Origin of the sequence: Longimicrobium sp. (genome assembly GCF_036554565.1) — a bacterium.
GTDB lineage: Bacteria > Gemmatimonadota > Gemmatimonadetes > Longimicrobiales > Longimicrobiaceae > Longimicrobium.
Genome location: NZ_DATBNB010000471.1, coordinates 1 through 6,862, shown reverse-complemented (window position 1 = coordinate 6,862; position 6,862 = coordinate 1). Strand labels below are relative to the sequence as shown.

The window sequence follows — 6,862 nt, the reverse complement described above, 5'->3', positions numbered from 1 at the left end:
CCCGTGCTTCGGGTCACGTTCAATGCTCTGGACTAATTCCAGGATGCGAGTGACCATTCGCGGATCCGACCGGCTCCAGACGAGCAGGTCGTTTACAAAGCGGGCCATCATGATGAGGCTTCGCTGCCCCTCCGGAGCCGCTGGCGGGGTGTTCGGCGGGGACCCGCTCCCGCGGGTCGAGCGCTGCTTCACAATCCCAACGCACGGCGCATCTCTTCGACGTTCGCGAACCGGGTTCCCTTGCCGGCACGGGCTTCGGCGAGCGCTTCCATCAGCACCCGCGCGTTCTCGGGGGAGGCCATCAGATACTCGGTGTCGTCCGCGTATCCGTGGTACTCATCCCCGTTCCACCGTTCTTTCGTGCCCGCGAATCGCCTGACCACTCCAAGTGTCATGATTCCTCCCCTCGCCTTTGGACGCACCTGTGCCGGGCCACTCTCGCCGGCAATGATGCGCGCGTCCATTCTGTCACGCAAGGGTTTCGCTCCCTCTGTCCACTCTGCCTCAGGATTGGTAGGTGGCGTCATGGGATCGTCCTATCGTTGGAAACGTTTGTTGGCCTGGAATGCCGACGATTGTTAGCCCTCGGTAGCACGCACGTGACGCCAAGTGCGCGACGGGGATGATCCCTTCGCGCGCTCTGCATCCGACCTACATTCCCGTCGGGAAGGTCTCCGGGGGCTCGTGGTCCAGCCTGGCCGGCATCTTCAGCGGGCGGAGCGCGTTGGACCTGTCGATGTACAGCATCGCGTCGTATCGCATCGGGAGGACGGAGGGCACGTAGTTGCCGCGCGACTCCCGCGAGGGGTGGTAGACCACGCCAATGGCCCGGTGCCCGCGCGCGTCCGCCGCCCCCTCCACGTCGTCCAGCTCATCCATCATCAGAAGCTTGTCGTGCGCGCCGGCTGTATGGAAGACGTGCTCCCAGCTGCCTTCGCGCGCCTCGGGAACGCTCATCCTCTGCATGGGCGCGCCCCACTCGGTCCCCGCGATCACGCTGCCGCTGTGGGATGAAAACCCGGCGATCACCACCTCGCCGCCCCAGCGGTCGCGCGCCAGCGATCCCACGTTCACCATCCCCACGCGCGCCATGTCGGTGGCCCGCGCGTCGCCCACGTGCGTGTTGTGTTCCCACACGATGGCCTTCGACTCAGGCCCGTGGTGGTTCAGCAGGCGCTCCAGCGTTTCGACCATGTGGGTGTCGCGCACGTTCCAGCTCTGCGCGCCGCCGCGGATCATGGCGCGGTAGTACCGTTCGGCATTGCGGGCGACGAGGGCGTTCTGCTCGGCGTTGAAGAAGGCCTCGCGCCCCTCGGTGCGGTAGTCGGGGCCCTTGCTGCGCAGGTCCATCAGGATGCGCATGACGGCTTCTTCGCACGAGGTGGGCACCAGGGCCGTGGCCATGGCGTAGTCCTGCACGTCCTGCTCGTACGGATCGAAGCAGCCGTAGCCGTTGCGCGCCCGCCGCGCGGCCTCGGGGTCCACCTCCTCCAGGTAGCGCGTCACCACGTCCATGGAGTCCCACAGCGAGTACACGTCGAGCCCGTAGAAGCCGACGCGCCCATCTTCGGGCAGCGCCTCGTTGTGGGCGCGCAGCCACTCGGCCAAGGACGCCACCTCTTCGTTGGCCCACATCCACGTGGGCCAGCGCTCGAACGTGTGGAGCATCTCGCGCGCGGTCTCGCGCCCGTCGACGCCCTTCACCCATCGGTTCACCAGGTAGCAGTCGGGCCAGTCGCCCTCGACGGCGATGAAGTGGAAGCCCTTTTCCGTGATCAGCCGGCGGGTGATGCGCTCGCGCCACGTGTAGAACTCGGAGGTGCCGTGCGATGCCTCGCCCAGCAGCACCACGCGCGCGTCGCCCACGCGGTCCAGCAGGGGCTGCAGGTCGCCGTCGTCCCGCAGCGGGCGCGAAATGCGCTTGACTCCCTCGATCAGCCGTTCCTCCTGCATCCCCTCCTCCGCGTCCTGGGCTGGGTCGGTTCCTTCTGCACTGATGGGTGAGGTTACTGCAGGTTTTGGGCGTGTGATGGAGGCAGAGCCCCCTCCCCCCGCCCCTCCCCCGCAAACTGCGCGGGCGAGGGGGAAGGTCGATTGGGGTGCGACGGGGTTCCGGTGCATGCCGCGGCGCCCCCCATCCCCAGCCCTTCCCCCGCAAACTGCGCGGGGGAAGGGAGCCAGTCCGGTGCGCTTCGGTTAGGCGAGTGCACTCGTCGAGGAACGCTGGCAAGGAACGTAGCGCTTCGGTTGATCTCGGCGCATGCCCCGGGCAGCCCTCTCTCCCCGGCCCTCTCCCCCGCAAGCGGGGGAAAGGGAGAATTCGATCGCGCTTCGGCTGGCCCGGCGCACTCGACTGGCGGTTGCAGTCCGCGAAGGCGGACTTTGGGCCGTTGTTGCCGCGACTTCAGTCGCCCCAGCAGGGCTGAGGACGACCCTTGTCAGCGCGACCGGGCGAGGGGGCCTGCGCTAAGCACCACGGCACCCGGCCCGCGCAGCTCCAGCCGCCCCTGCGGCGACAGGCGGGCCACCTCACCCTCCGCCTCAGCGCCGAACCGCCCCTCCTCGGTCGACAGCAGCAGCTCCCACGTTCCGCCGCCCACGGGCTGCGTTTCGGGGGAGGTGGAGAGATCGACGTCCAGCGCGTCGCCGAATGAGGCGACCAGCAGGAGCGCGCTTCCGCCCTCGCCGACGCGGCGGATGGCCAGCGCGTGCTCGCCCAGCGCCACGGCGTCGAAGCCCTCGCGGCTGCGGCGGCGCAGGGCGGGGTGCGTGCGGCGCAGGCGCAGCAGCTCGCGGTACAGCTCCAGGACGCCGGCATGCGGCATCTGCTGGCGCTCGTCCCAGCGGAGCTTGCTGTTGGCGAACGTGGACGCCGCCTGCGGGTCGGGGATCTTCTCGCGCACCGCGGGATCGGCGAACGCGCTGAACTTGCCGAACTCCTTGCGCCGCCCCTCCGTCACCAGCTTGCCCAGCTCTTCTGGGTGGTCGGTGAAGTACTGGAAGGGCGTCGTCGCGGCCCACTCCTGTCCCATCCACAGCAGCGGCGTGTACGGCGAAAAGAGCAGCACGGCCGAGGCGGCGCGGTACACCGGCAGCGGAACGCCGTCCGTCAGCCGGTCGCCCATGGCGCGGTTGCCCACCTGATCGTGGTTCTGAATGCAATGCACGAACGCGCTGGGCGGCAGCCCCGCGGCCTCGGTGCCGCGCGGCGCGTCGTGGTTCTGGGACACCTGCCCCTCGTAGAACCAGCCGCGCTGCAGCGTCCGTACGATGTCGGCAACCGAGCCTGTGTAGTCGCTGAAGTACGCCTCGTGGTCGCCCGCCGTGTGCCGCCGCAACTGGTGGTGGAAGTCGTCGGCCCACACGCCATCCAGGCCGTGCCCCTCGGGCGGGGGAAGCACCACGCGCCGCTCGTTGCGCTCGTCCTCGGCGATCAGCACGAAGCGGCGGTCCACCGACGCGCGCACCCGCTCGGCGAGCTCCGTCAGCAGGTGCGTGGGCGAATCGTCCAGGATGGCGTGCGTCGCGTCCAGCCGAAGACCGTCCACGTGGTACTCGCGTGCCCAGTGGATGGCGTTCTGGATGGCGAACTCGCGCACCGGCTGCTTTTCGTAGTCGATGGCGTCGCCCCAGGGCGTGCAGTGGCGGTCGGTGAAGTACTGGCCGCCGGTGATGGCGTGCAGGTAGTTGCCTTCGGGACCCAGGTGGTTGTAGACCACGTCCAGGATCACCGCCAGCCCGCGCTCGTGCGCCGCGTTGACGAAGCGGCGGAACGCGTCGGGCCCGCCGTACGACGACTCGGGCGCGTACAGGAACACTCCGTCGTATCCCCAGTTGCGCGCGCCGGGAAACTCGGCCACGGGCATCGGCTCGACGGCGTTGGCGCCGAGCGCCACGATCTCGTCCAGCCGCTCGATCAGCGCGTCGAACGTCCCCTCCTCCGTTGCCGTGCCGACGTGCACCTCGTAGATCACCAGGTCATCATCGTCACCCAGCCCGCGCCAGGCGGAGTCCGTCCAAGCGAAGGCGGATGGATCGACGACCGCCGACGCCTCGTGCACGTCGTCGGGCTGGTGGCGGGACGCGGGGTCCGGAAAGGCGTTTTCGCCATCCAGCCGGAACTTGTAGCGCGCGCCCGCGCCCAGGCCGGGGACGGCCGCGGCGAAGTATCCGTCTGCCTCCGCATCCAGCGGAACGACACGCTCCGCATCCGGCCCGTAGATGACGACGTCCACGCTCCGGCTCGACGGCGCCCAGACGCGGAACTCCACCCCGCCCTCCACCACGTTGGCGCCGAAGGGCAGGCGCCATTCGCTGGACCTACTCACCTTCCCTCGCCTCGTCCTCGATCAGCACCACCATCGACCGCCCCGCCATGGTGAACGTGGCGCCATCCGGATAGCAGACGGACTTTTCCTGCACCTCGGGGCGTGCGGTGTCGAGCATCACGCACCATCCGCGCGAGTCGCCGAAGTCGGGAAGGGTGAAGTCGATGTCTCCGCCGTCCACGTTGAAGAGGAGGAGGAAGTTCTGGTCGGTGATCTGCTCGCCGCGCTCGTTCCACTCTTCCATGGCCTCGCCGCCCAGCGCCATCCCGAAGCAGCGCACGTATCCAACGTTCCACTCCTCGTCCGTCATCTCCTTGCCGGCGGGGGTCAGCCACATGATGTCGCGCACGTCGCTGCCGCGGATCTCCCGCCCGCGGAAGAACTTGCTGCGCCGGAAGGTGGGATGGTCGCGGCGAAGGCGCGCCACGCGCCGGGTGAACTCCAGCATCTCCTGGTCGCGCTCGCCCAGGTCCCAGTGCACCCACGCCAGCTCGTTGTCCTGCGCGTAGGCGTTGTTGTTTCCGTGCTGGGTGCGGCCCATCTCGTCGCCGTGGCAGATCATGGGCACGCCCTGGGACAGCAGGAGCGTCGTCATGAAGTTGCGCTTCTGCCGCTCGCGGGCGCGGATGATGTCCTGCCGGTCGGTGGGCCCCTCGACGCCGAAGTTGTACGAGTGGTTGTTGTTGTCGCCGTCCTGGTTGTTCTCGCCGTTGGCCTCGTTGTGCTTGTGGTTGTAGCTGACCAGGTCGTTCAGCGTAAAGCCGTCGTGCGCGATGACGAAGTTGATGCTGGCGTGCGGCCGCCGCCCGTCGCTTTCGTACAGGTCGCTGCTGCCCGTCAGCCGGTAGCCCAGTTCGCCCAGCTTTCCCTCGTCGCCGCGCCAGTATGCGCGCACGGTGTCGCGGTACTTGCCGTTCCACTCGGCCCAGAGCACGGGGAAGTTGCCCACCTGGTAGCCGCCTTCGCCCACGTCCCAGGGCTCGGCGATCAGCTTCACCTGGCTGATGACCGGGTCCTGGTGCACGATGTCGAAGAAGGCGGAAAGGCGGTCCACCTCGTGGAGCTCGCGCGCCAGGGTGCTGGCCAGGTCGAAGCGGAAGCCGTCGACGTGCATCTCCTGAACCCAGTAGCGCAGGCTGTCCATCACCAGCTGCAGGGTCTGGGGATGGCGCATGTTCAGCGAGTTGCCCGTTCCCGTGTAGTCCATGTAGAACCGGGGATTGCCGGGCACCTGGCGGTAGTACGTGGGGTTGTCGATGCCCTTGAACGACAGGGTGGGCCCCATGTGGTTGCCCTCGGCCGTGTGGTTGTACACCACGTCCAGGATCACCTCCATCCCCGCCTCGTGCAGCGCCTTGACCATCTCCTTGAACTCGCGCACCTGGTCGCAGAAGCCGCGCACCGAGGCGTAGCGGCCGGCCGGGGCGAAGTAGTTGATGGTGTTGTAGCCCCAGTAGTTGCGCAGCCCCTTTTCCACGAGGAACGAGTCGTCGACGATCTCGTGCACCGGCAGCAGCTCGATGGCGGTAACGCCCAGCGACTTCAGGTGCTCGATGATGGCGGGGTGCGACACGGCCCGGTACGTACCCCGGATGTCTTCGGGGATGTCGGGGTGGAGCATGGTGAGGCCCTTCACGTGGGCCTCGTAGATCACCGTCTGGTACCAGGGCGTGTCGGGCCGCCGGTCGTCGCCCCAGGCGAAGTGGCCGTCGATGACCACGCCCTTGGGCACGGCGCGGTAGTCGAACTCGTCGTCCAGGACGTAGTCTTCACCCGGCTGGTCCATCATGTACCCGAACGGCATGCCCTCGCCGCGTTCGCGGGCGCTCCAGTCCACCTTGCCGGCCAGCGCACGGGCGTACGGATCGATCAGCAGCTTGAAGGGGTTGCAGCGCTGGCCCAGGTCGGGGTTGTACGGCCCGTTGATGCGGTAGCCGTAGTACGTTCCCGGCCCGATGCCCTCGACGAAGCCGTGCCATACGAAGGCGGTGCGCTCGCGCAGGCGGTAGGTGCGCGAGGGCTCGGGGTCGTCGGGCGTTTCGAAGATGCAGAGCTCCACCTCGACGGCGAGCTCGGAGAAGATGGCGAAGTTGGTGCCCCCGGCCTTTTCGTCCCAGGTGGCGCCGAGGGGAAAGGGCTTGCCGGGCCAGGCGGTGACCGCCGTTTCCAGGAAGCCGGGAACGTACATCTCCGGCTGGCGCTTGACCGGGCCCGAGGGCACGGGCGGGGCCTGCTCCGGGGGAAGTGCGTGGGGCTGCGGCTGCTCGCTCTTGTTCTGGTCGAAGTCCATTCCGTCGGTTCCTTCCGTCGTTTTCGCGGCGGCGAACCTGTCGCCGCCGCGTCTCTCAAAGGCACGAAGTCCGCCGTGCGCACCGCAGGTGGGGCACGGTGCCGGGCGCTGCTTCTGCTGTAGATCCTCTCGTAGAGGCCGGTGAGGCGAACCCCGGCTCCGCTGGGGCCCTCACCCGTCCTCGCGGCCCTCACCCGCCCTCGCTTAGGCTCGTCCACCCTCTCCCACAAACAGCGTGGGAGAG

4 protein-coding genes are annotated in these 6,862 nt (G+C 68.2%); all 4 read right to left on the bottom strand.

What is annotated here, in order from left to right; translation table 11 throughout:
• Window positions 1-188: 188 nt before the first annotated feature.
• Entirely contained in the window at window positions 189-527 is a 339-nt protein-coding gene (locus VIB55_RS12950) for a hypothetical protein (RefSeq protein ID WP_331877069.1), read from the bottom strand.
• A 124-nt stretch (window positions 528-651) separates the two neighbouring features.
• On the bottom strand, window positions 652-1,953 hold the full coding sequence (locus VIB55_RS12945) for an erythromycin esterase family protein (protein WP_331877068.1): 1,302 nt from the start codon (window positions 1,951-1,953) through the stop codon (window positions 652-654).
• A gap of 485 nt (window positions 1,954-2,438) precedes the next feature.
• Window positions 2,439-4,328, bottom strand: coding sequence for a malto-oligosyltrehalose trehalohydrolase (gene treZ / locus VIB55_RS12940; protein ID WP_331877067.1), 1,890 nt, complete (start codon window positions 4,326-4,328; stop codon window positions 2,439-2,441).
• Window positions 4,321-6,516, bottom strand: coding sequence for a glycogen debranching protein GlgX (gene glgX, locus VIB55_RS12935; protein ID WP_349263022.1), 2,196 nt, complete (start codon window positions 6,514-6,516; stop codon window positions 4,321-4,323). The genes treZ and glgX overlap by 8 nt, the downstream gene beginning before the upstream one ends.
• Between the last annotated feature and the right edge of the window lie 346 nt (window positions 6,517-6,862).

What these genes read in the sequence shown, in the direction of transcription:
- glgX (WP_349263022.1), bottom strand. Translation starts at nt 6,516, where the DNA reads ATGTACGTTCCCGGCTTCCTGGAAACGGCGGTCACCGCCTGGCCCGGC.
- VIB55_RS12950 (WP_331877069.1), bottom strand. Translation starts at nt 527, where the DNA reads ATGACGCCACCTACCAATCCTGAGGCAGAGTGGACAGAGGGAGCGAAA.
- VIB55_RS12945 (WP_331877068.1), bottom strand. Translation starts at nt 1,953, where the DNA reads ATGCAGGAGGAACGGCTGATCGAGGGAGTCAAGCGCATTTCGCGCCCG.